The following is a 24,956-nucleotide window of genomic DNA, read 5'->3' as shown; positions in this document are numbered from 1 at the left end:
TGTTTTTTAAGCGGTCTCTTTTACTGGAAAAAGATGACTTCCAGTGCGTTCCCTCTGGATTTTTGCATGCAGTTTATTGATGTTGTATCCCATACACAGCAAAATAATCTCCAGTTTTACCTTGGTTTTCCCTCGCAGCAGAAATCTTTGAAATTCGTAATCATTTTTCAAAACACCAAAGGCTCCCTCTGCCTGGACGGAACGGTTCATCCGATATTTGATTCCCGTTTCACTTAGGATATTTTCATAGGATTCCTGTCGTTTTTCCAGAAAGCTTTTTGAAATGTATAACCGCTTATTTCCTTTTGCTTTAGTACATTTTTCTTTATAAGCACATCCGTTGCAGTCTTCACATTCGTAAACGGTTACTTCCGATTCATACCCGCTCTTGCTTTTCTGCTTTTTGATAAAAAGTGGGGACAGGGATTTCCCTGCATGACAAATGTATATATCTGCTTCTTGGTCATATCCCATATTTTCACGTTTGCTGATATCCTGCTTGAAGCTCCGTTTCTTCCATTTCTCATAAGTCTGTGGTTTTATGTATGGTTTTTGCTCTGCACTTCTCAGATAAGTATACGCTTCTTCACTTTCATATCCTGAATCAGCCGTTACACTCGGATAACGGAAACCCAGATTCGTTTCCATTGTCTTTAAAAAAGGAACCAATGTCCAGACATCATTTCGATCCTGAAAAATATCTGCTGCTACGATATATTCACTGTCTACTGCAATCTGTACATTATACCCGGGCTTTAACTGTGCATTTCTCATATGGTCATCTTCCATATGCATAAAGGCTGCATCCGGATCTGTTTTACAATAATTATTTCTTCCCTGAAAACTTGCCGTATGCCAGTCATAAACGCTTTGTCGTTCAAGAAATCTGCGAAAAAGCTCTAAATACCGTTGGTTTTTGCTTTTCTTTTTTCCTCGTCCGTGGACAAAAACGGTGTTGTCTCTCTGGCATCGGTTTTCTAAAAACCGGACTATGTTCTGTAAATCCTGGGTCCTTGATTCTGAAGTGACAGAAAAATCCTGCAGGTATTCCTTGTTCAGAAGCTGTATGGTTTCCTGTATCTTCCGAAACATTTTTTCTTCCCACTTTCCTACGGATTTTTTCCAGACAAACGTATATTTGTTTGCACAGGCCTCTAACTTTGTCCCGTCAATAAATACAGTCTCCTTTAACAGTTCCCCGGAATCCCCCAAACGTTTTACCATCTGGTAAAAGAGATTTTCACAGGCATCTGCCAAAAATCCGGTACGAAAGCGGGCAATCGTGCTGTGATCAGGAGCCTTTTGTCCAGCTAACAGCCACATAAAGTTGATATCCCTTTTGCAAGCTGTTTCCATTTTTCTTGAAGAATAAATGTTTTGAGAATAAGCGTAGGTCAGGATCTTGAACATGGTCTTTGGGTCGACTGCGGGATTTCTGCCTTTTGCAGAGTAAGCCTGATACAGCAAGCTGTAATCTAAATCCTCCAATTCGTGGCTGAGCAGTCGAACAGAATCATCATCAGGAACCAAACCTTCCAAATTTAATGGCAAAACCAGTTGATAAGGTTCGCCAAATTCGGTATAATTTTTATGGTATTTTAATTTACTTGACATATCTTATTATACCATGGATTGCGGACTCTTCGGAGTCCGTTTTCTATTTTAGGGTACAAAAAAGGAGCGCTGCTCCATAGGTGATTACTCACCTATTTTGCAACGCCCCCTTTCTAATAAACCATTTATTCAGTTGTGACAGCAGAAAGGGAGGATTCACGTATGGGAAATATTTTGTCTTATTTAAAATGGCGGGGAGATCTGGATTTTACGGAGCGCAGCTTTTGTGATGCGGATAATCTGGTGCTTTCCTGCCTTGTTTATCTGGATTTTAAAGGGATTGTAACAGAAAACCAGGACGGAATCACCGTCAGAGAGGCCTCTGAAATCTATTTTGCTATGAAAGCGGCCGGGAAACGCCAGGACAGGGCAGACGACCAGATTCTATATGCCATGGCAGGCTCGAAGAGATATGGAAACGGGGTGCTGCGTGGTTATGTGGAAAAGTGGGAAACAGAGGAAGAGGTACAGTTTGCAGCCATGCAGATTGCCTTGGATGACGGAACCTGTTATCTGGCATTTCGTGGAACGGATGAGTCAATTGTGGGTTGGCGGGAAGATTTCTCTATCAGCTATAAAGTCGTTTTGGCACAGCAGATGGCAGTGGAATATTTGGAGAAAAGAATGGAAGAAAAAGGTCAGATTTATCGTGTGGGCGGTCATTCCAAAGGAGGGAATCTGGCGGTCTATGCGGCAATGAGGTGCGGAAAGGACCTTCAGGAGCGGCTTATTCAAATCTACAACAATGACGGTCCGGGAATCTGCAAAGAGATGATAGATGAGGAGGGGTATGAGAATATCCGCAATAAAATCACGAGAATCATTCCCGGATTCAGTGTCATTGGGATGCTGTTTGCGCCAAAGGAGGAACCAATCATTGTAAAAAGCAGCGGACATGGGTTGATGCAGCACGACCTGATGACATGGGGCGTAGAGGGGGACAAACTCTGCACCCTTGCCAGTCTGGAAGAAAAAAGCCGCTTTTATAACCAGATTTTTGATACATGGATTGAATCTGCAGATATGGAGCAGAGGGAGATTTTCACGAAGGATTTTTTTGACGCATTACAGGCCAACGGGGCAAAAACAATTTCCGAAATCGCGGAGGGAGGGTTGGACGGCTTTGGTACCATTCTTATTTCCATTGCGGAATCCGAGAGCAGGACGAAAATTGTCATGGGAAAATTGATCAAGTCCTTTTGGGCGAATGTAAAAAGAACCAACATCAGAGAAAGCCTCAAATCCAAAGAAGGCATCCGGGGCGGTCTGATCATCTTAGCAGGTTTGATTTTCCTGCTTGCTCCCAGACTTGCAATTCAAAGTATAGGAACCGTACTTTCTCTGGCAGGATTGGTGTGGAGTGTCAAAAAGACGGTGGACTGTGCCATGGCAGAGAACCACGACAGGAGAATAAAACAAAAAAAGCTGATGACTTACATGGGAACCTTCGCGTTGACCGTATTTTTTGTCACGCACCACAGTGTCCTTCTCGTTTCGGGGAGCCTTCTGCTTGGTCTGTTATTTCTGTTTTTCTCTCTGTATCTTTTAAAGAGAGCAGTCCAGTGGCAGAGTGGAAGGATAAGAAAGTATGGGGCGGCAGTCATAAGTGTACTAATATTTTTCATGGGATGTGTATCACTGGTGACGCCGGAGGCGGCATCCTGGCAGAAAATGATGAGTATGGGCTCGGTTCTGATTCTCTATGGGTTTGGAACGGTGGTTGTAAAAATCTATCACAGCGGAAAGGAAATCTGAAAAGACCTTTTTTGTAAAAAAGGTGATGGACAGACAGGGTGCAGAAGCTGCTGGGATGGATTGTTGCGGAACCGGAGATGAATCTGAGACGATTCCCGGAACATTTGAAACAATATACGGTGTTTTAATATTTCAAAAACAAAAGGGAAACGAAAGAGAAACAATCTTACGATAAGATTTAGACATACAAAAGAAAACAGAGAGGAGAAGAGATATGTTGGTAAAAGTCATTATTGTAGCTGTAGTTGTAGTAATTGTGGGTATCGCGGCCAAAATTGTGAAGAAAAACAAATAGGGAAAAGGAAGGGATTTTTATGGCAAAATCAAAATTAGTAAAAGCAAATGAAAAAATTGCAAAAGAGGTAGTAGGCGGATACAAAAAGATCGAACATGGTGTTGTTGGAGGCTATAAGAAGATTGAAGAAGGCGCAGTAGGCGGGTTCAATAAGATGGTAGATACCTTCGTCGACCAGTTCCTTACAAAAGACGGTGAGACCGTTGAAGAGGCGAGAAAAAGGCTTGCCGAGGAAAGTGCTGCCAGAGAGAATGGAAAGAAACATTAACATAATTAAGAAATATCACCAGATAAAGGAGGATGTACATATGTTAGCAAAAGTAGTTATTGTCGTATTAGTAGTCGTGGTTGTTGGAGTAATTGCTGTAGCTGTAAAAAGAAAAAAATAAGAAAAATGCAGCTAGAAACAGCAGCAGCACATGGGCAGTCCTATCCGAGAAGATAGGCTGCTTTTTTTAATAGAATTCAAACAAAAAGCAGACAAAAGTCAAATAATACAGTGGTAAAGTTCTTTCATGTAAATCAGAGAGGAGCATCCTGTATGGGTAAAAAATCAAAAAACGGCGAAAGAAATGCAGTCTACATTTTACTGACAAAGTATTCCGATTGTATATCCTCTTTTCTCTATTATATAGGTGGAAGGGGATATACGCACGCTTCCATATCTTTAGATGGAGGGAAAACCTATTACAGCTTTAATTACAGAGGATTCTGTACGGAAACACTTGAAAAGCACAGACACCGGGGAGTGGTGAAAAGTGTATCCTATGAAATCAATGTTTCAGAATCAGACTATGAACGGATGAGAGAGCAGCTTATTTATTTTATAGAACATAAAGAGCAGTTTCATTATACAAGACTGGGCGTGGCGTTCTGCCTACTGCATATTCCGTTCAACTGGAAAAATCATTTTTTCTGTTCCCAGTTTGTGGCGTATCTTTTGACAGTGACAGAAGAGATTACAATTTGCAGACCGGCAGTACTGTGTCTGCCAAACCATTTTCAAAGGGAGCTGGAAAAGAGTCCATTTTTAAAAGAAATCAGATATAGCGTGGTCTGAAGGCTGTGAATTAATAAATTGTAAATGGAACTCTGATAAAATAGCAATAGTAGTGGGATATATTAAGGCAAGATAAAAATTTGATTTGGAACAAGGAGGCATAGTGTGGAGGCGGCATATCAGATGAGAAGAGCGGAACAATCTTTTATTTCCGCATTATATCAGGGACTTGCCCGTATCAGGATGGAAGTAAAAGGACAAAAGATTCGGACCCTTGTAGTCTCAGTGAGGGAAAAGAAGTGTGTTCAGGTGAACAAGAGCCGATGTATTGTTGAGATTCGGGATGGATTCAACGAAAACCTGATTGTGCAGTATTATGGTGGAAAGAAAGTGGTTATTTATATTCCTGCAAAGTGGGAGGAGGAAATAGAGGTTAAGATAAACAAAGGCATGATTTATTGTCTTCAAAAGAATCAGCACAAGAAACTAAAATTAACGGTAAGAAACGGAAAGATATTTGCTTGAAGTTCTTCCTTAAAATGTATATAATAGTGTAGATTGAAAAATATCAATCGCATATCAGGCGGTGATATAGTTTTAAACATATTTAGTAAATATATACAAAATCAGGAGAGGAAGTTGTGGAACGGTTACGCTATAACAAAGTAAATAATCAGGTTTCGTTTCATACAGCAGATGCCTTAAAATATTTAACCCTTGCGAATCGGAAGGGGGTAGGCTGATGCTTACAGGAAAATATTTTTTCAATGGTAAGGATATTACTATGAATATGTGTATTCAGATTAGGGATGTGATAGATATTATTAAAGAAAAGAAAAATTTGTCTTTTCAGGATGCAGCCTGGGAATTTTATCATTCACAAACTTATGAAGTACTGCAAAATACAGAAAATGCTTTTTGGGCAGAGTCTGCGGGATATATAGCAGACCGCTTTTTTGAAGAGAAGGTAGAAAGTGTGCCGGTTCTTCCATAGAAAACCATTTGGCATATTTTATTGAAAGCATTAGACAAAAGTCTGTCGGAAATTTTACCGGCAGACTTTTGTGCGTTTTCTATGGATGTTCAATATTGATGATTCGCTGTACCCAGTTCCGGTAAAAAGCCTCCTCATGGGAGACGAGTAAGACGGTTCCCGGAAATTCGGATAATGCAGTTTTTAAAGCCTCCTTTGCCTGAACATCTAAGTGATTGGTCGGTTCATCCATGATCAGGAAATTACAGGGCTTTTGTGTCAGCAGGCATATTTTTACTTTTGCCTGTTCACCTCCGCTTAAGGTGCCGATTGCCTGCATGGCATGTTTACTTGATACGCCACATTGTGCCAGATGCTTACGGATTTCCTTTGTGACAAGTTCCGGAAAGGCATCTGACATGATTTGAATTGACGTAAGTTTTGGGGCATCCCAGTTCAGGTCCTGCTGGAAATATCCGATGCTTACTTGGTCTGACAGCTTGAAATATCCATGGATAGCCGGCAGTGCTCCGGTCAGAGTCTTTAACAAGGTAGATTTGCCGATGCCGTTGAAGCCGGTTATGACAACCTTCTGTCCGCCCTGAATATGAAAATCCAGATTGGACAACAGTGGATAGTGATATCCGATGGCTAACTGCTTTACGATTAAATGCATGGTATTTGTCAGCGGAAGTGAGGGAAAATGGAAGGCTGGCTTGATTTCTTTTAAGTCTAAAGCCTCCATCTTTTCCATACGGTCAAGCTGCTTTTGACGGCCGCGGGCCATGCGTGACTTTCTGCCGGCGATATTTTTTCGGATAAATTCTTCTGTTTTCCTGATTTCTTTCTGCTGTGCGGCGTACTGGCGTACATAATCTTCACGCAGAAGTGTCTTTTTCCTCAAAAATTCCTTATAGTTTCCGTAATATTTGGTAATGGTTTTATTGTCAATATCAAAAATACGGTTTGTAACCTTGCTTAGAAATTCATAGTCATGAGACACGACCATAAATGCATGATCCAGCGTGGACAAATAGTCAGACAGCCATGTTACATGGTTTTTGTCTAAAAAATTGGTGGGTTCGTCAAGAAGCAGTACATCCGGTTTTTCTAAAAGCAGCTTGGCTAAAATCACCTTGGCACGTTGTCCGCCGCTCATTTCGCTGATCGGGCGATGAAGTCCAATGGCAGATAAGCCTAGTCCCACTGCTACCCGGTCAATCATCGTGTCAATGGAATAAAAGTCGGCCTGTTCAAGCTGTTCCTGATATCGGGCAGCAAGATTCAAAGCGGCGGAATCCCCGGCGGCAGCCAGACAGTAAAGTCGTTCCATTTTAGATTCTATTTCATAGAGATTGGAAAATGCTGATTTCAGGAACTGTCCCATAGTCATGTTGTAATCAATTTCCGCATATTGATCCAGATAACCGGTATGGATGCCGGTCTGCCATACGAGCCGCCCTTCATCCGGTATCAGATGTCCGGTACAGATTTTAATGAATGTGGATTTCCCGGTTCCGTTTTGACCTACAATACCGATGTGTTCTCCTTTGTTCAGGAAGAGTGAAACATTTTGGTAAAGCAGATTCTCTCCAAAAGAGTGTGTTAAATGTTCGATTTCTAATAAGCTCATTTTTGATTCATCCTTTCTTAAAGTTGTTTTCGACAAGAACAAAGAATGTGCCTTGGCACATTCTCCGCGCGAGCGTTGCTGAGCGCCTGTGACGCTCGTTTAGCAACGACGGAAGTGGAACGTAGACGCGTGAACCGCTAAATTCCACTCCGCGAGCTGCGCATCGTCACACGAAGTGTGTTTTTATGATATAGGAAGTTCGGAGAACTTTCCTATATCATAAAAAACGGCAGAAGACCAATACATTTGACATGTATCCGCCTTCTGCCGTTTCGAGTAGCTATGTAAAACAAAAGGCTATGGACAAAACATTGCCCATAGCCTCATCACACATCCTGTTTCATACGGAAAACCAGAGAGTCGTTCCCGAAAAAAGGCAGACTCCCCCTTTGGCTTTCCGATGAAATCAAAATGCGTTTTTATACGCTATACTCTGTACAATGTTTCATCGGTATGAATTGTACAGAGATGGTTTTCCTTTTCAATTGACTTGTAAAAAAGTAATTCATGGTCATTCTCCTCGTGGTAAAATTCCTCAGAGCTATGATACTACAGAATGGAACACCTGTCAATTCTGCAAATAGTTCCCTACAGCCTCCATACAGTTGTCGTATGGATTCAGAGTTGCTTTGAATGTCTGTCATATTTAAGATATACCAATAGAAGAAGGGAGCTTATACATTACTCGCCATCATCCTATTGAGAAAAGGATCAAAAGAATGTATAATGAGATAGCCGTTTGGAAGCGAGGTGACCGGCGATGTATAGAATACTGATTGTTGAAGATGATCTGGAAATCAATGGGTTACTGGCAGAGTTCTTAAAGGATAATGGATATGAAGTTTTTTGCCAATATGATGGACTTCATGTATTAGACTGTTTGCAAGAGAAGAAAATTGATTTGCTTTTGTTGGATATTATGATCCCCTATCGGAGCGGTGATATTGTCCTTTCAGATCTACGCAGGCATTTCACCATTCCAGTGATCATTATTTCCGCTAAGGAAACAACACAGAATAAGATTGATTTATTGCGTTTAGGAGCAGATGATTATATTACCAAGCCATTTGATATGGAAGAAGTTCTTGCCAGGATCGAAAGCAATCTTCGCAGAGTGAAATTTCAAAGCGGCACACAAGAGATTTTGCAGTATGAAGATTTGATTTTAGATTATGAGAAAAATGTGGCTTCCGTACAGGGAATGGAGCTTTCTTTAACTGCAAAAGAATTTGCTATATTGGAGTTATTGATGAAATATCCTGATAAGATTTTCTCCAAGTCCAATCTGTTTCAAAGTGTTTGGGGAACGGAGTATATCAACGAAGATAATACGCTGAATGTCCACATCAGTAATCTGCGGAATAAATTGAAAACTATCTGCCCTGAGAAAGAGTTTATAGATACTGTTTGGGGGATTGGTTATCGTTTGCATAGAGCTAAGGGGTAATCCCTTGGCTTTATGCTTTCTTTATGCTTTTTTGCTGCTATTTAAGAAATTCTTTAGGAATAGATTTTATACTGTTTAAAATAAAGGAGGTCTGACACATGGGATCCATTATTTTAGAAGCACAGTCATTAACAAAAGAATACAAGCACACAATGGCATTAGATCACATTCACTTACAGATCGAAAAGGGAAAAATCTATGGTTTTATCGGCAAAAACGGGGCAGGCAAGACCACATTTTTAAGGTTAATTACCGGTCTTGCGTTTCCAACGAGCGGTACACTGACGATGTGGGGAAAATCAGGAACAACAGCGCTGCAAGAACAGCGGAAGCGAATTGGGTGCATGATCGAGACACCGGCGCTATTCCCTACAATGACCGCATATCAAAATATGGAGGTACAGCGTATCCAACGTGGTATTCCTGATAAAGCTGTTATCGGAAAAACATTAGAGGCGGTAGGCTTAAAGGATACCGGACGAAAAATTGTCCGTAACTTTTCTTTGGGTATGCGGCAGCGTCTAGGCATTGCAATCGCACTTTTGAATACGCCGGAATTTTTGATTTTGGATGAACCGATCAATGGGCTTGATCCTGCTGGTATTGTAGAGATTAGAAATTTGTTGAAATCTTTGAACAGAGACTATGGGATGACAATTTTGGTTTCCAGCCATATTTTAGAGGAATTATATCAGACAGCAACAGAATTTATCCTGATTGATAACGGAAAAATCATAGAAGAAATTTCCGAGAATGAGTTGAATGAGCGATGCAAGCGGCATATTGCAATTCAAACAACAGATGTGCAGAAAGCGCTGTTGGTTTTGGAAGAAAAACTCCATACAGATAATTTTAAGCTGATGCCTGATCATACCATTCGGTTATATACTTACCTGAACGATATGGAAAAGGTTGCCACTGTTTTAGCGGATGCTCATATTCTTGTCACAGGATTCTCCATATCCGGTGATACCTTGGAAGATTACTTTTTAGGAAAAATAGGAGGGGCAAAAAATGTCAAATCTCCTCAGAGCTGAATTTTATAAGTTATCCCATAGCTGGTACTTTTGGGGGATCGGGTTATTCAATTTATTTTTGAGCAGCCTATTGCTGCTGGACAGCAACGGAAAGACTCCGAATTTGTTCTTTGCCTCATTATATAATACGCCATTACTTTATTTTTTGATGATTGTTTTTGCGGTACTGTTTGCAGGGAACGATTTCGAACAAAAGACTATGTACTTATCGATCAGTGCCGGTCACAAAAGAAGTTCTGTAATTTTGGCGAAAACCATTGTATATGAGACTGCTTGTGCTGCAATATTATTTTTTCCACTTTTTATTCATGGATTGGCAGGCACCTTGTTTCACCAAACACTTTTTACAACGATTGACAGTGTATTTATTACAATGGCTGCCATTCTGTTTTCCACATTGGCAATGTGCATGTTACCATTATTCTTTTCTCTTATCTTTCGTGATATAGGAAAAACATTAGCAGTTCCAATGATTCTATTTTTCTTGATGATTTTTTTAATGAACGGAGACCAGGAGCAGGTCATTACAGGCATATTACCAATGGGGCAGCTTCGCCTTATATCCTTACAGCAGCTGTCCTTAACCAATCCTTGCCCTATCCTAATAGATTTTCTTTGGATTTTTGTGTTATATTTCGGTGCATCCATGACCTTTGCCCGTTCGGATTTGAAATAGTGAGGGAGGTGTTGAAATGAGTAATTTACTGAAAATGGAACGCTACCAGTTGTTCCACAATTTCTTCTATTGGTGTGGGTTGCTCCTGGTATTTTCTATGGGATTTTTGACAGCAGATACTTATATTTTGGAAGTCCTGGGGCCGGATGGCGGCGCAGCGGCTTCCCTTGCAGATATTTTCAATGGAATGGTATATGACAGCACATTCCTTCTTGTCATTATCTCCAGTATACTGGCTTTGGTTTTAGGACAAGAATTTTCTTGCCGGACACTTGATTTGGAAGTCAGTGCGGGGCATCCCCGAAAAGAAATCTTTGCAAGTCAACTAATCGTATATTTGCTTGCGTTTAATATCATAGCCTTAGCCTATCCAATCGCAGGATGCATCAGAGAATTTGGAAGATTTGGGATGGAAGATATTGGCGCATTTTTTAATAATATATTGAAAGCATCTGTGTACTCTTTTCTTATGAACAGCGCAATGTTCTTATTGGCAATGCTTATTTGTTATTGTCTGCAACATGCATTAAAGTCTGTTGCTGCTACGGCAGTTCTTATGTTTGTGCTTAGTTTGTATTTGGGTTATGGTATGATGTTACATTTTCCGGTGGCTTTTTTGCCTACCTATCAAATAAGAGAATCTGTCAGTTCCGGTGGATTTTTTCATTCAGCAGCTCTTTTGGTTGGTGTAATATGGGTGATCCTATTGATATGTTTATCTTGGATGAGGTTTCGTAAATGTGACTTGAAATAGAAAACAGGGAGGTGTCCAATATAAAATCATTGTTATTCATTGTGTCAGGGCTTTTTCTGATAGTATTATTTAAACATATACAGTTAAAAAAGCAAATTCGTAATCTTTCCGAACAAATGAAAAGATTAACTTGTGGTGATACAGAAAAGATGTTGGATATTTCCCTTATCGACCAGGATTTGGAACGGTTGGCTGGAACGCTGAATCAGTATCATGATAAGCAGAGACAGTCCGTTTCAAGTGCATTACTGCACGAAGAACGTCTGAAAGAATCCATTGCTAATATCTCACACGATTTACGCACTCCGTTAACCGTCATATTGGGGCACCTACAATTATTAAAAAAAGAAAAGATGCAAATGGAGCAGAAAAGACGGATAGAAACGGTTCTGAACAAAGCCGAAAGAATGAAAGATCTGGTAGAAACTTTTTATGATCTTTCCGTATTAGATGCAGAGCAGACAACGCCGCAAAAAGAGAATTTCAATTTTTCAAATCTGTTGATGAATCTTATCACAGAAAATTCTCCGGCTTTAGAGCATGAAAAGATTCATCTTGAAATAAGTCTTCCTGACCATTCTGTTTTTCTATGCTCTGACCAAAGTATGATTGAGCGAATTTTGCAAAATTTGTTAACAAATGCTATACGCTATTCGACCGGAACAATAGAAATTGTCTTAGTACAGGAAACAAAGAACAACATAATGTTCTCTATCAAAAATTCAGTCCAAAATGCGGCAGAAATAGATGCTTCCCGGCTATTTGAACGCTTTTATACAGCGGACAAATCAAGGCATAATGGCGGAACCGGGTTAGGACTTGCAGTCGTAAAACTACTTACTGAAAAATTAGATGGGAGTATCAGCGCTAATTTGCAAAACGACACACTGATTGTCACATTTGAACTCTGAAATAAGCGGCAAACAGTTATTTTTCTCTGCAACGCTTCTTTCTTAAAATCAGCAAAGGCAGCCTGTATTTTCTCCAGCTGGTCAGTCGGAAAGCCGGTGTTATTCTTTGCCCGGTTAATTTTGAGCTTGTGCTACATAAGGATGGGAATCGGAAAATTGTAGGTTAAATGGTGATAAGCGTGTATTTCTGCACAGATTTACACGCTTTCCTGTAAGGCGTAAATATAAGTTCCACACAAAAAGTAAGAATTTTGTATGGACTTTTTAGTTCCAGAAATAAGTTCTGCCTCATTTTTTTCAATTCTCACATTCATACTTTTACTCCGAACTATCGCAAAAGCGGTATATTGCCTGTAAGTTTATTTACTTTCTTTTTTGCTCCGCAAATGGCAATTCCAAAATAGTTTAAATCAGTTTCTGCAGCAGTCCCCATTTTCCCGATGAATTCATCATAGGTTTTGCAGCTCTGTGCCAAATCAGAAAAATCGACAACGGTCAGATCGGAAAAGTCCGGCTCATATAATTTCTCTCTGATTGCCTTAATGCTATCCATGCTTCCTTTCAAAATTGGAACGGGAAATTCAATAATACCTAAATGTTCGTTTCCTGTTTTGTCAACTACATCACTACCGACAACTCCCGGCATTTTCTTCCCCAGTGTAATTCCCATAATAGCTGCTGTATTTGCAATAATTCCTAATGGTAAATTTTCGTCAATTACCATTACACATTTTTTATTTTGTAAATCCATTGCGATCTCCACCTTTCTTTCCGATTTTGCTTTCTGACAGAAATAATCCTATCAATGTTAAAAATGCTCCTACGCCGGATAATACGGTTATCTGTTCATGTAAAATAACAACCGAAGTTACAACGGTAATTACGGGAACCATATAAATATAAACGCTTGTCTTGACTGCCCCTAAAACCTTTACGGCAAAATTCCATGTTACAAAGCACAGTGCGGACGCTCCCAATCCCAAATAAAGAATATTCAACAGGTATGTGATATTTGTAAAGCGTGAGAGTTCCATATGAAAGTCAAAGAAAAACAGTGTCGGTATCATAAACAGAATCCCGTAGAAAAAAGTCCTGCGTGTTGTCAGGATAATGGAATAGCCGTAGCTGCTGATTTTCTTTGTCAAAATGGAATAGTACGCCCACACAAAAGCAGCAATGACAGCAAGTATATCGCCTTTGGGATTCAGTTCCAACTTTGAACCACTAAAGCTGATAAAAATAATTCCTGCCATAGCAACAGCAAATCCGATGAAAAAATTTAACCGCAGTTTTTCTTCTGACTTCATAGACAAATGCGTCAGTATTGCGGTAAGGAATGGAGCAACCGATATAATCACCCCCACATTGGAAGCCATTGTATAAGTCAAGGCAATATTCTCTAATAAATAATACAGGCATATCCCACATAATCCGGCAGCCATAAAGGTAACTTCCTGTTTCCGTTCTACACCTTTCAAGCGTCGGGGGCAGATCATCAGCAATGCCGCATATCCCATGATAAAGCGAAAGAACAGGATTTCGACAGGCTTAAAATCTACTAACAAAACCTTGGTTGAAATAAAGGTTGTTCCCCATATGATAATTGTAAGTAACGCCGCTAAATGTCCGATTGATTTTTTGTTTTTCATAGTCTTATTCATTGTCCTTCTCTCTCAAAAAATATTTCCCGATACACCCCCGGAGCAAGCCCGATAAAACTGCTGAAATAATTTGTAAAATGGCTTTGGTCGGAAAAGCCTGTCTGTATGGCGGCTTCTAACGGCGGCACACCCTGTTGCAGTAACTTTTTTGCTTCATTGATACGGACGGTTTCTAAATAGCGATATGGTGTCACACCCTTTGCTTTTGTAAATGCCCGAAGCAAGGTAGATTTACTAAGTCCTGCGTGGCGGCAGATTTGGTCTAAGTAAATTCGTTCTGTAAAGTGTTTCGCTATAAATTCACACGCTTTTTCAATCTCTTGTCTGCACTCTGGTATACAATTTTCAAATGGCTGCCCGTAGTTTTGAATAAGCGCAGAAATTAAAAACAGCAAGCTTTCTTCTTTTCCAAATTCTCCGACACCGTTCATAACCATTTCATGCAGAGGACGAAGATAACAGATTGCTTCTTCATCATAAACAACATTTCTCGAAAATCCCGGAAGCTGTCTTTTTCCCGTCACTTCCGCTGATAAATCTAACATGACTTCCTTTGAGATATTAAGACCACGATAATCCAGAGTGCCATTGTCACTCTGCACACAGGCGTGATTATCACCCGGATTGAACAAAAGTACGCTTCCTTGTTCAATTGTATATTCTTTATTCCGGCATGATAAGCAGCGTTCCCCATTTTCAACAAATCCGATTACATAATGTTCATGAAAATGGTTGGGAAAAGGCTGCACAATGCCTTCAAAACGATAGGCTTCTATTCTTAATTCATCGTCATAGACAACGGTTCGTATTTCTTTTTTCATGTGTCTGCCCTCCTTGCTTTAACTATTGTACTTCCTGATTTTCAAAAAGTCTTGTAAAATATCTTCATTTTCACGAAATAGCAGCGTTGGACTTGCATGGAAAGACCGTATTAAAGAGACTGAAACAATAGAATATATGCCCGCAGATAGATTTATGCTATGGATTTACACATCACATAAAAATTTGCTTGAACTAATGTCCCAAAAAATATATAATATTGTGGGTTAACATAACATTTAAAAATATATAGTGCTGTTGTGTATCGATTCATATCATAGAATGATACACTCTGTTCAATGGTACAAAAAACAGTGCTAAATTTGAGAGATTTTGAGCAGAAAACCAGTGTTTTTGAGTATCAGATTGTGATATTCATTGTTATGTATTTTTATACAGCACCGCGAAATGGTGTATAATTATGCAAAATATCGCACAGTCGAAAAAAGGGCAATTTGTTACGCAAGGGCAAAAATGAAGAAAAAAGTGCTCATTTTACACCCGAAAGCGCAGCGAAAAATCAACAAAAAAGCAGCCGTTTTTTTCAAAAACACAGGAAAATAGGAAAGCACATTTTTGGTTAATATTAGACAAAAATGAAAGGAAAATTATGAGAAAACTCGCTTTAAACGATGAAATATTACTAAAAATCGAGAAACCAGCCCGGTACATCGGGAATGAGGTCAACTCGGTGATGAAAGACAAGGAAAAGGTGGCTATCCGATTTGCAATGTGCTTCCCGGACGTATACGAAATTGGCATGTCCCATCTTGGAATTCAAATACTTTATGATATGTTCAACCGCCGGAAAGATGTATGGTGTGAACGTGTATATTCTCCCTGGATTGATTTAGACAAGGTAATGAGGGACAGGCATATTCCGCTGTTTGCACTGGAATCCCAAGATCCGGTCAGAGATTTTGATTTCCTCGGAATCACACTTCAATATGAAATGTGCTATACAAATATTCTGCAGGTTCTCGATCTAAGCCAGATTCCCCTGCACAGCCAGGAACGCTCCTGGGAACATCCCATTGTAATCGGGGGAGGCCCCTGTGCCTATAACCCGGAGCCTCTTGCAGAATTCTTTGATTTATTTTATATCGGCGAGGGGGAAACAGTGTATGATGAGCTCTTGGATCTTTATAAAGCCTGCCGTGGATCTGATGTATCCAGGGAAGAATTTCTGGAAAAAGCCGCCTGCATAGAAGGGATTTATGTGCCCTCCCTTTATGATGTTTCATACGATGAGCAGGGTTTGTTGGCAGCTTTTGTGCCGAACCGTCCAGGTATCCCGGCTACTATAAAGAAGCAGCTTGTCAGGGATGTCACAGAAGCGCCTTACCCAGAGGCGCCTGTAGTGCCATTTATTAAAGCCACACAGGACAGAGTTGTACTGGAAATCCAACGGGGGTGTATCCGTGGCTGCCGTTTCTGCCAGGCGGGAATGCTCTATCGGCCTACAAGGGAGAGAGATGTTGATACTCTCAAAGAATATGCCCGGACTTTATTAAGAAACACAGGGCATGAAGAAATTTCCCTGAGTTCTTTAAGTTCCAGTGATTATTCACAATTAAAAGAATTGGTGAGTTTTTTAATAGAAGAATTCAAGGATCAAGGCATCAACATTTCCCTTCCTTCTCTGAGAATTGACGCTTTTTCACTGGATGTCATGAGTCAGGTGCAGGATATCCGCAAGAGCAGCCTGACTTTTGCCCCAGAGGCAGGATCCCAGAGGCTTCGAGACGTGATCAACAAAGGACTCACAGAAGAAATGATATTAGATGGGGCCGGACAGGCCTTTGAGGGCGGCTGGACAAAGGTAAAGCTGTATTTTATGCTGGGACTGCCAACAGAGACAGAAGAAGATATGAAGGAGATTGCCAGCCTTTCAGACAGAATCGCAAGAAGGTACTACGAGATCCCAAAAGAAAACCGTCATGGGAAATGCCAGATAACAGCCAGCTCCTCTTTTTTTGTGCCCAAACCCTTCACGCCCTTTCAATGGGCGCCTATGTGTACAGGCGAAGAATATGTCCGGCGGGCCTCAATTGTCAAACATGCTTTCCAAGAACAGCTAAACAAGAAAAGTTTGAAATATAATTGGCATGAAGCAGATGTCACAGTACTGGAGGGGGTATTTGCCAGAGGAGACCGCAGGGTTGGCAGGGTGATAGAAGAGGCATACCGTCTTGGGTGCCTGTATGATTCCTGGACAGAGACTTTCCGCAATGACCTATGGATGAAGGCTTTCGACAATACAGACACAGATATTGCTTTTTATACTACCCGTATCCGGGAGGCCCAGGAACTGCTCCCCTGGGATTTCATAGACATTGGAGTGAGCAAGGATTTTCTTTTGAGAGAGTGGGAGAGGGCAGCGTGCGGGACAATCACCCCAAATTGCAGGGCACAGTGCTCTGGCTGCGGGGCATCAATATTTGGAGGAGGTGTCTGTTATGAAAGCAAGAATTAAATTCAGAAAATATGGCGCCCTTAAATTTATTGGGCATCTGGATGTTATGCGATTCTTCCAGAAAGCTATGCGCCGCGCGCAGATCCCCATCGCATTTACAGGGGGGTATAGCCCCCATATGATTATGTCCTTTGCAAGCCCTCTGGGGATAGGACTTACCAGCGAGGGAGAATATTTTGACATTGAATTAAAAGAGCCTGTCTCAGGGACTAAAGCCGTGGAGCAGCTAAACCGGGTTATGATAGAAGGTATAGACGTACTGAGTTTCCGCAGAATTCCTGATGAGAAAAAAATGACGGCCATGGCAATTGTGGCTGCTGCTGATTACCGCAGTTATCCGGTAAAGGGCCCATTTGACATAAATTTAAAAGAAAAAACAACAGCTTTTATGGCGCAGCCGGAAATACGTATCCTCAAAGCCACTAAGCGCAGTGAGAGAGAAGTAGATATACGCCCCTTGATTTACCATTTTGCTCCAGATGGAGATGGGGTTATTATGCAGGTTGCAGCCGGAAGCGTTGAGAATTTAAAGCCTGGCCTTGTCATGGAAGCTTTTTTAGCTTTTTTAGGCAGAAGTAAGGAGAAGATTGAATTTGCCCATCAGCGTCTGGAAATGTATGCAGATATGGGGACGAAAGAGGAGCCATGCCTGGTAACGCTGGAGTCGCTGGGAGAAGAAATGGAGATTGATAAATGACGATATCACGGAAAATTCTCATGGAGGAATCGGAAAATAAAATATGGATGTTCCTGCTGGAGAACGAAGAGATTGTTGAGATACACTGCGACCAGAAAGGCGACAGTGTAAGGTGCAGGCATACTCTGGGCAATATTTATGTGGGAAAAGTGAAGAACATCGTTTCAAATATAGGGGCAGCTTTTATTGAAATCGAAAGCAGCATAGAATGTTATTATGACATGAGCCAGGCGGAAAATGCATTTTTCTTAAAAAAGTCTGGGAAAAAGCCGCTTTGCATAGGAGACGAGCTTGTTGTCCAAATCAGCAGGGAGGCAATGAAGACAAAGGTACCTACAGTCAGCAGCAACATTAATTTTACGGGGAAATATGCCATATTGACATCTGGGAATACCCGGATTGGCATATCAGGCAAGCTGCCAAAAACTCTGCGGGAGGAATTAAAGGAAAAGCTTGGCCCCCTGAAAAATGAAGAGTATGGATTAATTATCCGCACCAATGCCAAAGACGTAGAATTCTCTGCTATCTTGGAAGAAGTTAAAAAGCTTAGAGATAATTTCTATAAATTAAAACAAACTGCCGCCATGCGCACCTGCTTTTCATGTCTTGTACAGGCACCTCCTTCTTATATTACTGATTTGAAGAATGTCTACACAGAAGGACTGACTGAAATTGTGATCCAGGGGGAGGGACTGTATAGGCAGGTCAGGGAGTATTATGAAAAAGAGTATCCAGATGAACTTGGCAAGCTCAGGCTTTATGAAGATCCTAAATTGCCTCTGTCCAGCTTGTACAATACCAGATCCGCTGTGGAAAAAGCGTTAGGGCAGCGCGTCTGGTTAAAAGACGGGGCCTATCTTGTGATCCAATATACAGAAGCTCTTACTGTGATAGATGTAAACTCCGGGAAATATATATCCCGCAAAAATCCAGCCGAGAGTTATCTGAAGATCAATCTTGCCGCTGCAAAAGAGACTGCCAGGCAGCTAAGGCTGCGTAATCTGTCAGGTATTGTTATTGTTGATTTTATTAATTTAGATAATAAAAATGACGAGCAGGAGCTTTTAAAAGCACTTAGACAGTATTTATCCCAGGATCCCATCCAAAGTACTGTTGTAGATGTGACGGAGCTGCAGCTTGTAGAGATCACAAGAAAAAAGGTACGCCGTCCCCTCCATGAAAGTATTCGTACCTAATGCTTATAGAGTATTTTATGCATTGGCCAGAAAATTCTAAATTTCAAATAGACTTATTATATCAGTAGGCGTTTTTACTGGGTTTACTGATATAATTTTGTCTGCTTTTTAGATTGTATAATTGTATACTATAATTTTTGCATTTATATATACTTTTGGCCATGACGGAGAGCTGGACTTATTTTATGGTATACTTGTATACAACCAGGTTTTGCTGAGAAAGAGAGGCTGCAATGAGCAAAAAGGAATTAAAGACAAACGCTATGCGTATTTTGGATAGAAAACATATCTCTTATGAATACCAAATTTATGAATGTGAGCATTTTATAGATGGGATCAGTACGGCTAATAAAGCCGGACTTCCACATGAATGCGTATATAAGACACTGGTTACTTTAGGAAAAACAGGGAATTATTATGTATTTGTAATTCCTGTGGCAGCAGAGTTGGATTTAAAGAAAGCAGCCCGGGCAGTGCACGAAAAGTCTATTGAGATGCTCCCGGTTAAAGACATTACTTCTGTTACGGGATATGTCAGGGGCGGCTGTACTGCTGTGGGAATGAAAAAGTCCTTCCCTACTATCATTGATGAAAGAGCTGTATACCAGGAGGCAATCTATGTCAGTGGAGGGAGAATTGGAATGCAGCTAAAACTCTCGCCAGATGACCTGAAAAAGGCTACTAATGGGGATTACGCAGATGTTATCTATTAAAATTGCGGAAAACGCCCCAAATATGTGTGGATAACTCCCCAAAATGCAGGAGGTTCTGTGGAAAAATGCAGAAAAAACGGGAAAGAATAGATTTACAAGCTGGTTTTGCTGCGTTATAATTATGTACCGAAAGCAGAGTTGGCGCGTCATATTGCCAATTCTTTGCGTAAATTTAAGGAGCTCTTTTTGAAATAGACCAGTGAAAGGAAAGAGAAAATGAAAAAAGTAGTTAAATTTGGCGGAAGTTCTCTGGCAAGTGCGGAGCAATTTAAAAAGGCCGGTAGCATTATACGCGCAGATGAATCCAGGAGATTTGTGGTTCCATCTGCACCAGGCAAGCGGTTTTCAGGGGACACAAAGGTCACTGACATGCTTTACAGCTGCTATGGCGCGGCAATCAAAGAAAAGAAATTTACAGACTCCCTTGCTGTAATCCATGAACGATATAAAGAAATTATTAGTGGGTTGGGGCTGGCTCTTTCCCTGGATAAAGATTTTGAGATTATACGGGAGAATTTTGGGAAAAAGATTGGTAGAGACTACGCCGCTTCCAGGGGCGAATATCTGAATGGTAAAATTATGGCCTCTTATCTTGGATTTGATTTTATTGATGCGGCCGAGGTTGTCCGGTTCGATGAGGATGGCTCTTTCTTGGGAGATGTCACGAACGAACTTTTGGCAGCGCGCCTTGAGGGAACCAAGGGAGCCGTAGTACCAGGCTTTTACGGGGCCAAGGATTCCGGGAAAATTGTAACTTTCTCCCGGGGAGGTTCTGACATTACGGGTTCGCTGGTGGCCCTCGCCGTGGGGGCGGATCTGTATGAAAACTGGACGGATGTGTCTGGCTTTCTGATTGCCGACCCGAGGATTGTGAAGAATCCCAAATCTATTGAAACCATTACCTATAGGGAGTTAAGGGAACTTTCCTACATGGGTGCCAGTGTTCTCCATGAAGATGCAATTTTTCCAGTGCGGAAAGCCGGAATCCCCATTAATATCCGTAATACAAATGCACCTGAAGATAAAGGCACATTGATTGTAGAGGGTACCTGCCGACAGCCTAAATATACAATTACAGGGATTGCGGGGACTGACGGTTTTGCGGCCGTTACCATTGAAAAGGCAATGATGAATTCAGAGATTGGTTTTTGCCGTAAGGCACTGCATATTTTTGAAGAAAATAATATTTCTATAGAACATATGCCTTCTGGAATTGATACAATGACAATTTTTGTGCATAAAGATGAGTTTGAAGAAAAGGAACAAAGGGTTCTGGCCGGCATACACAAGGTACTGCAGCCAGATCATATAGAGCTGGAGTCTGATCTTGCGCTTATTGCCATTGTGGGCCGGGGCATGAAAGCCACCCGGGGTACAGCCGGCAGAATTTTTTCCGCCCTTGCCCATGCCCATATCAATGTGAAGATGATCGACCAGGGTTCCAGCGAGTTGAATATTATTGTAGGTGTCAGACACGACGACTTCAAAAACGCCATCCGTGCATTATATGAAATCTTTGTGGTTACACAGATATAATTTGTGTTTAGAACGTCAAAGTCCCCCGACGCAAGCATACGGGGCATCAAACTAGCAGCGATGCAGGCATCGGGGGTTTTGACCCTCGCGGCTGCCGCCAAATGGACATGTTTACCTGTCCGCTTGGATCGTTGCCCACGTGAATACAAATAGAAAACTGAATTTTTTATACGAAAGAAGGTATCCTGTTATTATGAATATCCTGTTCTTTTTAAAGCCTAAAAGTGATGTTGCTTACATTTATAATGACTGCACGCTTCGCCAGGTTCTTGAGACTATGGAGTACCATAAGTATTCTGCTATCCCAATGCTAAACAGAGATGGGGAATTTGCCGGTACGGTTACTGAAGGGGATTTGCTCTGGGGAATCAAGGACTATAATAATCTGGATATTAAAGGTGCAGAAAATGTTTTTATAAGAGATTTCCCACGCAAGGCTCATTTCGATGTAGTAGCTGCAGATGCAGACATGGAGGATCTTGTAAAAAAAGCGATGAACCAAAATTTTGTCCCGGTGGTGGATGACCAGAATAAATTTATTGGCATCATAACCAGGAGGAGTATTATTGAATATTGTTATGATAAATTAGGGGATTGTGATAAATAATAGAGAATATGCAGGCTTTTATCCCAGATTACAGATGGCCTCTGGTTTTAGAAGAAAATACTGTAAATCTCTTGACTTTATAAAATTATATATGATATACTACAACGGTATGCCGCACAATAAGGTTTTAAAGTTCTGCCATTGACAGACACCGAAGTTGGCGAGTAATGATAATAGGAGGTGCCATATGTACGCGATTATAGCAACAGGTGGTAAACAGTACAAAGTAGCTGAAGGCGATATCATTAAAGTAGAAAAACTTGGGGTAGAAGCTGGAGAGACTTATACGTTTGACCAGGTTCTTGCAGTAAACAATGACAAGCTTGTTGTCGGGAATCCGACTGTAGCAGGTGCAACAGTTACGGCTTCTGTCCTTGAGAACGGAAAAGGCAAAAAAATCATTGTCTACAAGTATAAGAGAAAAACCGGATACCATAAAAAGAATGGACACAGACAACAGTATACAGCGGTTAAGATCGAAAAGATTAACGCTTAACCCGGTGGTTATATGATCCAGGTAACCATTTACAAAACTGATAAGCACGAGTATGTTGGATTTGACGCAAAGGGACATGCGGGTTATGCCGATGCGGGTATGGATATTGTATGTGCGGCAGCGTCTGTTCTGATAATCAATACTATGAATGCCATTGAGAAGTACACTTCCGATGAGACATCTCTTGTGACTGATGATGCAGATGAAAGCGGGGGATTCATTGAGTTCCGCTTCACTAAAAAACCGACACACGAAGCTGAACTGCTGTTAAAAACTATGATCCTGGGTTTAGAGGAGATAGAGGACGACGGCAGTTATGAACCATATATTGATATTATTTTCAAGGAGGTGTAATACCATGATGAAATTGAACCTTCAGTATTTTGCTCATAAAAAGGGAGTTGGTTCTTCCAAGAACGGACGTGATTCTGAGTCCAAAAGATTGGGCGCCAAAAGAGCTGACGGACAGTTCGTGAAAGCAGGCAACATTCTTTACAGACAGCGCGGAACAAGGATTCATCCGGGTGTGAATGTAGGGCGTGGCAGAGATGACACTTTGTTTGCACTGGTAGACGGTGTCGTAAGATACGAGAGAAAGGGAAGAGATAAGAAACAGGTTTCTATCTACCCGGTAGCTGAATAATCATCGTACATTACACAAGGCCTCAGACGGATAGTCTGAGGTTTCTTTTTGTAATATTAAAATGTCAATGGGCGCGTCCAAATTTTATGGCCTAAGGGTTTATAAAAAGATGAATCGGACTCTTTCCATAGTAAAAGAATAACCAGTGTGGTATAATGAAACAATATATGTTGGAAAATATAGTAAACAGGAGAGATTGCACATATGTTTGCAGACAGAGCAAAAATACTAATACGCTCCGGTAAGGGAGGAGACGGCCACATGAGTTTCCGCCGGGAACTGTATGTCCCCAACGGCGGACCAGACGGCGGCGACGGCGGCAGAGGCGGAGATCTGATTTTCCAGGTGGACAAGGGTTTAAATACTCTGGCCGATTTCAGGCACCGGAGAAAATACACTGCCGGTGACGGTGAACAGGGCGGAAAACGGCGCTGCCATGGAAAGGACGGGAAGGACCTGGTTATTATGGTCCCAGAAGGGACAGTTGTTAAGGAGTCCCGCTCAGGAAAAGTAATTGCCGATATGTCAGGCGATAACCAGCGTCAGGTTGTCCTAAAAGGAGGCAAGGGCGGATTGGGAAACCAGCATTTCGCCACATCAACCATGCAGGTTCCTAAATACGCACAGCCAGGCCAGCCATCTATGGAATTGGAAGTGAATTTAGAGTTAAAAGTCATTGCAGACGTAGGGCTGATAGGCTTTCCGAATGTGGGGAAATCCACCCTTTTGTCCAGAGTAACAAATGCAGATCCCAAGATTGCAAATTATCATTTCACTACGATTAACCCCAATTTGGGTGTTGTAGACCTGGAGGGAGGGAAGGGGTTTGTTATGGCAGATATACCAGGACTTATAGAAGGCGCCTCAGAAGGTGTAGGCCTGGGACATGAATTTCTGCGCCATATTGAGCGCACGAAAATGATGATACATGTAGTAGATGCTGCTGGGACAGAAGGCCGTGACCCGGTAGAGGATATTCATAAAATCAATGCTGAGTTAAAGTCTTATAATCCAGAGATTGCAGAACGCCCTCAGGTAATTGCTGCTAATAAAATCGATTTGATTTACCATGAGGATGAGGATCCCGTAGAAAGGCTCAAGAAAAGATTTGAACCCCAAGGCATCCGGGTATTTCCAATCTCAGGCGTATCTGGGCAGGGAATAGATAAGCTTCTCTATTATGTCAGCAGCAGACTTGCTGAACTGGACAGTCCCCCTGTCATATTTGAGCAGGAATATTTTCCTGAGGAGGAGCTGATGTATGAGGATCTACCTTATACTGTAGTAAAAGAAAATGATGTATACGTTGTGGAAGGACCTAAAATCGAAAAAATGCTTGGTTATACGAATCTGGATTCAGAGAAAGGATTTGCATTCTTCCAGAAATTCCTGAAAGAATCTGGGATACTGGATGACCTGGAAAAAGCAGGAATCCAGGAGGGGGACACTGTAAAAATGTATGGCCTCCAGTTTGACTACTATAAATAGCCGTCAGGCTTTTGGTTCCACAGATAAGGCGGCTGGCCTCCATCCAAATAGATCTACGTATTGAACATAAGTAGTTCAATACGGTATACTTATTGAATTGAATTCCTAAAGTTCAATAAGGCATGCCCAGAGGGCGTCCCTGAATGTATGACCTTTAGATGGAAGGTTCTGCCCAATAAAGTTTAGGCCGTAAGAGAATAATATTTTTGAGTATCAAGAAGCAGGAGATAAAAGAATGACAACAAAACAGAGAGCTTATTTAAAGAGCCTTGCCATGACTATGGATCCCATTTTACAGATAGGCAAGTCTAGCATGACCCCCAGCCTGACAGAGGCGGTATCTGAGGCATTAAATGCCAGAGAGTTAATAAAAATCAATGTGCTGCAGAACTGCTCTGACGACCCCAAAAAGCTGGCTGAGATTATTGCCGAGAGGACACATTCACAGGTCGTACAGGTGATAGGCAAAAAGATTGTATTATACAAGGAGGGGAAGGATGATAAGAAAAAAATCATGCTTCCATAACAG

At 41.3% G+C, this 24,956-nt stretch carries 26 protein-coding genes; 21 read left to right on the top strand and 5 right to left on the bottom strand.

The annotated features are described in order from the left end of the window. Positions 1–6: 6 nt before the first annotated feature. A complete protein-coding gene (locus EFA47_RS07910; protein WP_122642779.1) occupies positions 7–1,614 on the bottom strand; it encodes an IS1182 family transposase in 1,608 nt (535 codons plus the stop codon). Positions 1,615–1,776: 162 nt separating this feature from the next. On the opposite strand from EFA47_RS07910, the gene EFA47_RS07905 reads away from it, so the two are divergent. The 5 genes from EFA47_RS07905 (at position 1,777) to EFA47_RS07885 (ending at position 5,658) form a co-directional block, all read left to right on the top strand. Continuing rightward, positions 1,777–3,369 carry an Mbeg1-like protein gene (locus tag EFA47_RS07905; RefSeq protein ID WP_122642778.1) on the top strand — a complete coding sequence of 531 codons (1,593 nt, stop codon included), beginning with the start codon at positions 1,777–1,779 and terminating at the stop codon, positions 3,367–3,369. Between the two features lie 314 nt (positions 3,370–3,683). Next, on the top strand, positions 3,684–3,932 hold the full coding sequence (locus tag EFA47_RS07900) for a hypothetical protein (RefSeq protein WP_122642777.1): 249 nt from the start codon (positions 3,684–3,686) through the stop codon (positions 3,930–3,932). 273 nt (positions 3,933–4,205) lie between these two features. Beyond that, positions 4,206–4,724 carry a hypothetical protein gene (locus EFA47_RS07895; protein WP_122642776.1) on the top strand — a complete coding sequence of 173 codons (519 nt, stop codon included), beginning with the start codon at positions 4,206–4,208 and terminating at the stop codon, positions 4,722–4,724. Between the two features lie 105 nt (positions 4,725–4,829). Beyond that, positions 4,830–5,189: a hypothetical protein gene (locus EFA47_RS07890; protein ID WP_122642775.1), complete on the top strand. Its 360-nt coding sequence runs from the start codon at positions 4,830–4,832 to the stop codon at positions 5,187–5,189. 217 nt (positions 5,190–5,406) lie between these two features. Continuing rightward, positions 5,407–5,658 carry a hypothetical protein gene (locus EFA47_RS07885; protein WP_122642774.1) on the top strand — a complete coding sequence of 84 codons (252 nt, stop codon included), beginning with the start codon at positions 5,407–5,409 and terminating at the stop codon, positions 5,656–5,658. 79 nt (positions 5,659–5,737) lie between these two features. Here EFA47_RS07885 and EFA47_RS07880 read toward each other — a convergent pair whose 3' ends face one another. Further along, positions 5,738–7,270 carry an ABC-F family ATP-binding cassette domain-containing protein gene (locus EFA47_RS07880; protein WP_122642773.1) on the bottom strand — a complete coding sequence of 511 codons (1,533 nt, stop codon included), beginning with the start codon at positions 7,268–7,270 and terminating at the stop codon, positions 5,738–5,740. Between the two features lie 760 nt (positions 7,271–8,030). Here EFA47_RS07880 and EFA47_RS07875 point away from each other — a divergent pair. From EFA47_RS07875 to EFA47_RS07855, 5 genes are all read left to right on the top strand, one after another. Then, on the top strand, positions 8,031–8,717 hold the full coding sequence (locus EFA47_RS07875; RefSeq protein WP_122642772.1) for a response regulator transcription factor: 687 nt from the start codon (positions 8,031–8,033) through the stop codon (positions 8,715–8,717). 98 nt (positions 8,718–8,815) lie between these two features. Further along, positions 8,816–9,754, top strand: a complete 939-nt coding sequence (locus EFA47_RS07870; protein ID WP_122642771.1) for an ATP-binding cassette domain-containing protein — start codon at positions 8,816–8,818, stop codon at positions 9,752–9,754. Beyond that, positions 9,732–10,430 carry an ABC transporter permease gene (locus tag EFA47_RS07865; protein WP_122642770.1) on the top strand — a complete coding sequence of 233 codons (699 nt, stop codon included), beginning with the start codon at positions 9,732–9,734 and terminating at the stop codon, positions 10,428–10,430. The genes EFA47_RS07870 and EFA47_RS07865 overlap by 23 nt, the downstream gene beginning before the upstream one ends. A gap of 16 nt (positions 10,431–10,446) precedes the next feature. Then, entirely contained in the window at positions 10,447–11,184 is a 738-nt protein-coding gene (locus EFA47_RS07860; RefSeq protein ID WP_122642769.1) for an ABC transporter permease, read from the top strand. 11 nt (positions 11,185–11,195) lie between these two features. Continuing rightward, the gene (locus EFA47_RS07855) at positions 11,196–12,095 is read left to right on the top strand and encodes a sensor histidine kinase (protein WP_206215519.1); all 900 of its coding nucleotides are present in this window, start codon (positions 11,196–11,198) and stop codon (positions 12,093–12,095) included. A 328-nt stretch (positions 12,096–12,423) separates the two neighbouring features. On the opposite strand, the gene EFA47_RS07850 is transcribed toward EFA47_RS07855, so the two are convergent. The 3 genes from EFA47_RS07850 to EFA47_RS07840 are packed head-to-tail and all read right to left on the bottom strand — an operon-like array spanning position 12,424 to position 14,577. Beyond that, positions 12,424–12,846 (bottom strand): DUF2000 domain-containing protein, encoded by a 423-nt coding sequence (locus tag EFA47_RS07850; RefSeq protein ID WP_122642768.1) that lies wholly within the window; start codon positions 12,844–12,846, stop codon positions 12,424–12,426. Continuing rightward, a complete protein-coding gene (locus EFA47_RS07845; protein WP_122644460.1) occupies positions 12,830–13,744 on the bottom strand; it encodes a DMT family transporter in 915 nt (304 codons plus the stop codon). The genes EFA47_RS07850 and EFA47_RS07845 overlap by 17 nt, the downstream gene beginning before the upstream one ends. 8 nt (positions 13,745–13,752) lie before the next feature. Next, entirely contained in the window at positions 13,753–14,577 is an 825-nt protein-coding gene (locus EFA47_RS07840) for a helix-turn-helix domain-containing protein (protein ID WP_122642767.1), read from the bottom strand. A 608-nt stretch (positions 14,578–15,185) separates the two neighbouring features. Here EFA47_RS07840 and EFA47_RS07835 point away from each other — a divergent pair. The 11 genes from EFA47_RS07835 (at position 15,186) to yhbY (ending at position 24,953) form a co-directional block, all read left to right on the top strand. Further along, positions 15,186–17,051: a TIGR03960 family B12-binding radical SAM protein gene (locus EFA47_RS07835; RefSeq protein WP_122642766.1), complete on the top strand. Its 1,866-nt coding sequence runs from the start codon at positions 15,186–15,188 to the stop codon at positions 17,049–17,051. Continuing rightward, positions 17,035–17,748, top strand: coding sequence for a TIGR03936 family radical SAM-associated protein (locus tag EFA47_RS07830; protein WP_122642765.1), 714 nt, complete (start codon positions 17,035–17,037; stop codon positions 17,746–17,748). The genes EFA47_RS07835 and EFA47_RS07830 overlap by 17 nt, the downstream gene beginning before the upstream one ends. A 2-nt stretch (positions 17,749–17,750) precedes the next feature. After that, positions 17,751–18,944, top strand: coding sequence for a ribonuclease E/G (locus EFA47_RS07825; RefSeq protein WP_122644459.1), 1,194 nt, complete (start codon positions 17,751–17,753; stop codon positions 18,942–18,944). A 233-nt stretch (positions 18,945–19,177) separates the two neighbouring features. Next, entirely contained in the window at positions 19,178–19,657 is a 480-nt protein-coding gene (gene ybaK, locus EFA47_RS07820) for a Cys-tRNA(Pro) deacylase (protein ID WP_122642764.1), read from the top strand. Between the two features lie 216 nt (positions 19,658–19,873). Beyond that, a complete protein-coding gene (locus tag EFA47_RS07815) occupies positions 19,874–21,193 on the top strand; it encodes an aspartate kinase (protein WP_122642763.1) in 1,320 nt (439 codons plus the stop codon). A 193-nt stretch (positions 21,194–21,386) separates the two neighbouring features. Then, on the top strand, positions 21,387–21,800 hold the full coding sequence (locus EFA47_RS07810) for a CBS domain-containing protein (protein ID WP_122642762.1): 414 nt from the start codon (positions 21,387–21,389) through the stop codon (positions 21,798–21,800). 187 nt (positions 21,801–21,987) lie between these two features. Next, positions 21,988–22,296 (top strand): 50S ribosomal protein L21, encoded by a 309-nt coding sequence (gene rplU, locus EFA47_RS07805; RefSeq protein WP_122642761.1) that lies wholly within the window; start codon positions 21,988–21,990, stop codon positions 22,294–22,296. Between the two features lie 12 nt (positions 22,297–22,308). Beyond that, positions 22,309–22,650, top strand: a complete 342-nt coding sequence (locus tag EFA47_RS07800; protein ID WP_122642760.1) for a ribosomal-processing cysteine protease Prp — start codon at positions 22,309–22,311, stop codon at positions 22,648–22,650. Between the two features lie 4 nt (positions 22,651–22,654). Then, positions 22,655–22,939 (top strand): 50S ribosomal protein L27, encoded by a 285-nt coding sequence (gene rpmA / locus EFA47_RS07795; RefSeq protein ID WP_122642759.1) that lies wholly within the window; start codon positions 22,655–22,657, stop codon positions 22,937–22,939. A gap of 204 nt (positions 22,940–23,143) precedes the next feature. Then, positions 23,144–24,427, top strand: a complete 1,284-nt coding sequence (gene obgE / locus EFA47_RS07790; protein ID WP_122642758.1) for a GTPase ObgE — start codon at positions 23,144–23,146, stop codon at positions 24,425–24,427. A 235-nt stretch (positions 24,428–24,662) separates the two neighbouring features. After that, positions 24,663–24,953 carry a ribosome assembly RNA-binding protein YhbY gene (gene yhbY / locus EFA47_RS07785; protein ID WP_122642757.1) on the top strand — a complete coding sequence of 97 codons (291 nt, stop codon included), beginning with the start codon at positions 24,663–24,665 and terminating at the stop codon, positions 24,951–24,953. The last annotated feature ends 3 nt before the right edge of the window (positions 24,954–24,956 follow it).

This window comes from Luxibacter massiliensis (assembly GCF_900604355.1).
Lineage (GTDB): Bacteria > Bacillota > Clostridia > Lachnospirales > Lachnospiraceae > Luxibacter > Luxibacter massiliensis.
Note: the sequence above shows the minus strand (reverse complement) of the source record. Positions and strands in the feature narration are given on the sequence as shown.

What these genes read in the sequence shown, in the direction of transcription:
- EFA47_RS07910 (WP_122642779.1), bottom strand. Translation starts at nt 1,614, where the DNA reads ATGTCAAGTAAATTAAAATACCATAAAAATTATACCGAATTTGGCGAA.
- EFA47_RS07905 (WP_122642778.1), top strand. Translation starts at nt 1,777, where the DNA reads ATGGGAAATATTTTGTCTTATTTAAAATGGCGGGGAGATCTGGATTTT.
- EFA47_RS07900 (WP_122642777.1), top strand. Translation starts at nt 3,684, where the DNA reads ATGGCAAAATCAAAATTAGTAAAAGCAAATGAAAAAATTGCAAAAGAG.
- EFA47_RS07895 (WP_122642776.1), top strand. Translation starts at nt 4,206, where the DNA reads ATGGGTAAAAAATCAAAAAACGGCGAAAGAAATGCAGTCTACATTTTA.
- EFA47_RS07885 (WP_122642774.1), top strand. Translation starts at nt 5,407, where the DNA reads ATGCTTACAGGAAAATATTTTTTCAATGGTAAGGATATTACTATGAAT.
- EFA47_RS07880 (WP_122642773.1), bottom strand. Translation starts at nt 7,270, where the DNA reads ATGAGCTTATTAGAAATCGAACATTTAACACACTCTTTTGGAGAGAAT.
- EFA47_RS07875 (WP_122642772.1), top strand. Translation starts at nt 8,031, where the DNA reads ATGTATAGAATACTGATTGTTGAAGATGATCTGGAAATCAATGGGTTA.
- EFA47_RS07870 (WP_122642771.1), top strand. Translation starts at nt 8,816, where the DNA reads ATGGGATCCATTATTTTAGAAGCACAGTCATTAACAAAAGAATACAAG.
- EFA47_RS07865 (WP_122642770.1), top strand. Translation starts at nt 9,732, where the DNA reads ATGTCAAATCTCCTCAGAGCTGAATTTTATAAGTTATCCCATAGCTGG.
- EFA47_RS07860 (WP_122642769.1), top strand. Translation starts at nt 10,447, where the DNA reads ATGAGTAATTTACTGAAAATGGAACGCTACCAGTTGTTCCACAATTTC.
- EFA47_RS07850 (WP_122642768.1), bottom strand. Translation starts at nt 12,846, where the DNA reads ATGGATTTACAAAATAAAAAATGTGTAATGGTAATTGACGAAAATTTA.
- EFA47_RS07845 (WP_122644460.1), bottom strand. Translation starts at nt 13,744, where the DNA reads ATGAAAAACAAAAAATCAATCGGACATTTAGCGGCGTTACTTACAATT.
- EFA47_RS07840 (WP_122642767.1), bottom strand. Translation starts at nt 14,577, where the DNA reads ATGAAAAAAGAAATACGAACCGTTGTCTATGACGATGAATTAAGAATA.
- EFA47_RS07835 (WP_122642766.1), top strand. Translation starts at nt 15,186, where the DNA reads ATGAGAAAACTCGCTTTAAACGATGAAATATTACTAAAAATCGAGAAA.
- EFA47_RS07830 (WP_122642765.1), top strand. Translation starts at nt 17,035, where the DNA reads ATGAAAGCAAGAATTAAATTCAGAAAATATGGCGCCCTTAAATTTATT.
- ybaK (WP_122642764.1), top strand. Translation starts at nt 19,178, where the DNA reads ATGAGCAAAAAGGAATTAAAGACAAACGCTATGCGTATTTTGGATAGA.
- EFA47_RS07815 (WP_122642763.1), top strand. Translation starts at nt 19,874, where the DNA reads ATGAAAAAAGTAGTTAAATTTGGCGGAAGTTCTCTGGCAAGTGCGGAG.
- EFA47_RS07810 (WP_122642762.1), top strand. Translation starts at nt 21,387, where the DNA reads ATGAATATCCTGTTCTTTTTAAAGCCTAAAAGTGATGTTGCTTACATT.
- rplU (WP_122642761.1), top strand. Translation starts at nt 21,988, where the DNA reads ATGTACGCGATTATAGCAACAGGTGGTAAACAGTACAAAGTAGCTGAA.
- EFA47_RS07800 (WP_122642760.1), top strand. Translation starts at nt 22,309, where the DNA reads ATGATCCAGGTAACCATTTACAAAACTGATAAGCACGAGTATGTTGGA.
- rpmA (WP_122642759.1), top strand. Translation starts at nt 22,655, where the DNA reads ATGATGAAATTGAACCTTCAGTATTTTGCTCATAAAAAGGGAGTTGGT.
- obgE (WP_122642758.1), top strand. Translation starts at nt 23,144, where the DNA reads ATGTTTGCAGACAGAGCAAAAATACTAATACGCTCCGGTAAGGGAGGA.
- yhbY (WP_122642757.1), top strand. Translation starts at nt 24,663, where the DNA reads ATGACAACAAAACAGAGAGCTTATTTAAAGAGCCTTGCCATGACTATG.